The sequence below is a fragment of the Nocardia sp. NPDC058497 genome (genome assembly GCF_042720195.1).
GTDB lineage: Bacteria > Actinomycetota > Actinomycetes > Mycobacteriales > Mycobacteriaceae > Nocardia.
Genome location: NZ_JBHXMY010000153.1, coordinates 8,949 through 11,660 on the forward strand (window position 1 = coordinate 8,949; position 2,712 = coordinate 11,660).

Annotated in this window: 3 protein-coding genes; all 3 read right to left on the reverse strand. The window is 67.2% G+C overall.

The features are described from left to right. Positions 1-131: 131 nt before the first annotated feature. The gene (locus tag ACFWPJ_RS13220; RefSeq protein WP_378850549.1) at positions 132-827 is read right to left on the reverse strand and encodes a hypothetical protein; all 696 of its coding nucleotides are present in this window, start codon (positions 825-827) and stop codon (positions 132-134) included. Then, positions 824-1,981, reverse strand: a complete 1,158-nt coding sequence (locus ACFWPJ_RS13225) for an acyl-CoA dehydrogenase family protein (protein ID WP_378850552.1) — start codon at positions 1,979-1,981, stop codon at positions 824-826. The genes ACFWPJ_RS13220 and ACFWPJ_RS13225 overlap by 4 nt, the downstream gene beginning before the upstream one ends. Before the next feature lie 18 nt (positions 1,982-1,999). After that, positions 2,000-2,712: SDR family oxidoreductase (locus tag ACFWPJ_RS13230; protein WP_378850555.1), on the reverse strand; the 713-nt coding region annotated here is incomplete at its 5' end.

A 2,712-nucleotide genomic window follows, 5' to 3' on the forward strand; every position in this document is an offset into this window, starting at 1 on the left:
GGAATGTATATGTTTATAAGTCACAGTGATTTATTACGGTATGTTGGGATCGGTGTTTTTTAAAAGAGACCGGGGCCCCAGTTCGGTCCCGGCTGCCGCGCGCAGGGCATCGAAATCGGCGAAATCCGTTGTCATGCCACTCCTCCGAATCGACGGCGCAGTTCGCGCTCGAGCACTGTGTGGGTGGGGCCGAGCGGGAGTTCGGAGACGAACTCGACGCGGCGCGGGTACTTGTATCCGGCGACCTGTTCCTTGCCGAACTCGATGACGTCCTGCTCGGTCAGCTCACCGTCCGGTACGACGACGGCCACGATCTCCTCACCGTAATGCTCATCGGGCACCCCGATCACGGCGACCTGCGCGATCCTCGGGTGCCGCACCAGCGCCGCCTCGACCTCGGTGGGGTACACGTCGAATCCGCCGCGCAGGATCATCTCTGTGATCCGGTCGACGATCCGCACCCGGCCGGTCTCGTCGCGCGTGCCCAGATCACCGGTGCGGAACCACCCGTCGACCACCGCCGCCGCGGCCGCTTCCGGCCTTCCCGTGTACCCGCTGAACACGGTGTGCCCGCGCACCACCACCTCCCCGGTCTCCCCCACCGGCAGCAACACGATCCGGTCGGTGATCGCGGGGTCGGCGATCTCCACGTCGACACCCCACACAGGATGCCCGACGGTGCCGGCCTCAGCACGGGCAGTAGGGCACCGAGGGCGATGCCGTCGCGGTGGATCTCGTTGGCGTCGAAGGTGTACGGCGGCCGGCGCGCCGCCGTAGCGGCCGAACGGCGTGCGGACGCCGTCGACCAGGTACGCGGGGCTCGTCACAAGCCCATGTCCTTGGCGATGATCATCTTCATCACCTCGCTGGTGCCGCCGTAGATGCGGTTCACCCGGTTGTCGGCGTACAACCGGGCCACCGGGTACTCGTTGATGTAGCCGTAGCCGCCGTGCAACTGCAGGCAGCGATCGATCACCCGCGAGGCCACCTCGGTGCAGAACAGCTTCGCCGAGGCGGCGTCGGCCGGGGTGAGTTCGCCGCGGTCGAGGGCGTCGAGCGCACGGTCGACCACGGCTTCGGCGGCGTCGACCTCGGCACGGCAGGCGGCCAGCTCGAACTTGGTGTTCTGGAAGTGCGAGACAGCCTGACCGAAAACGGTGCGTCCCTTGGTGTATTCGAGGGCGAACCGGATGGCGGACTTGGCCTGGGCGTAGGCGCCGACCGCGATGGACAGCCGCTCCTGCGGCAGGTTCTGTCCGAGGTAGCCGAAACCCCGATGCGGTTCGCCGAGCAGATCGGTGACCGGCACCCGCACGTCGGTGAACGACAGTTCGGCGGTGTCGGACACCTTCAGGCCGAGCTTGTCGAGCTTGCGGCCGACGGTGTACCCCGGCGACTTCGTGTCGACAACGAACAGCGAAATACCGTGGCGGCGATCGGCATCCGACGGCGGAGCCGTCCGGGCGCAGACGATCACCCGATCGGCGTGCACCCCGCCGGTGATGAACGTCTTCGCACCGTTGAGCACATAGTGCGTACCGTCTTCCGACAGCTGCGCGGTGGTGCGCATGCCCGCCAGATCCGATCCGGTACCCGGCTCGGTCATCGCGATGGCGAACATGATCTCCCCGGACACGAAACCCGGCAGCCACCGCTGCTTCTGCTCGTCGGTCGCGAGGTTCTTCAGATAGGGAAGACACAGGCCGACGTGCACACCCGAACCGCCGAAAGACACACCGGCACGGGCGGTTTCCTCCATGAGGATCGCCTGGAACTTGAACGAGTCGATCCCGGCGCCGCCATACTCCTCGGGCACCTCGATGCCGAAGACACCCAGATCAGCCAGGCTGCGATAGAACTCGCGTGGCACGATGCCGGCCTCGTACCACTGCTCGTACACGGGAACGACCTGCGATTCGATGAACGCGCGCGCCGTCTTGCGGAACGCCTCGTGCTCATCGGTGAAAACTGTGCGCTGCATGATGATCTCCGGAAATCTCTAGAGACGGCGTCCGCCGTCGACATACACGGTCTGGCCGGTGACGAACCCGGCATCGTCGGAGGCGAGGAACGCGACCACATTGGCGATGTCGTCGGGGGTTCCGACCCGGCGCAGCGGCGTGATCTCGGCCGTCTTCGCCTGCAGCTCTTCGGCGCTCACTCCCATCCGTGCCGCAGTGGCGGCGGTCATCTCGGTGGCGATAAAGCCGGGAGCCACCGCGTTGACGCGGATGCCGAACGGGCCCAGTTCCATGGCCAGGGTGCGGGTCAGCCCCTGGATGCCCGCCTTGGCCGCGGCGTAGTTGGCCTGCCCGCGATTACCCAGCGCCGACACGCTCGAGGTGTTGACGATCGCGCCACCACCACGTTCCACCATGTGCTTCTGGGCGGCCTTGCTGCACAGGAAGGCGCCGCGCAGGTGCACCGCCATGACGGTGTCCCAGTCGTCCACCGACATCTTGAACAGCAGGTTGTCGCGCAGCACGCCCGCGTTGTTCACCAGCACGTCCAGCGAGCCGAGGTCGGCGACGGTGCGCGCCACCGCGTCGGCCACCGAAGCTTCCTCGGCGACATCGCAGCCGACGCCGATGGCGGTGCCGCCCGCCGCATTGATCTTCCCGGCGGTCAGGACAGCGGCGTCGGCGGGGGGATCCACCACGGCGGCGGGGGAACCGGCCGGGGGCGCGCGGGGGGGGGGGGGGGGGGGTTGAG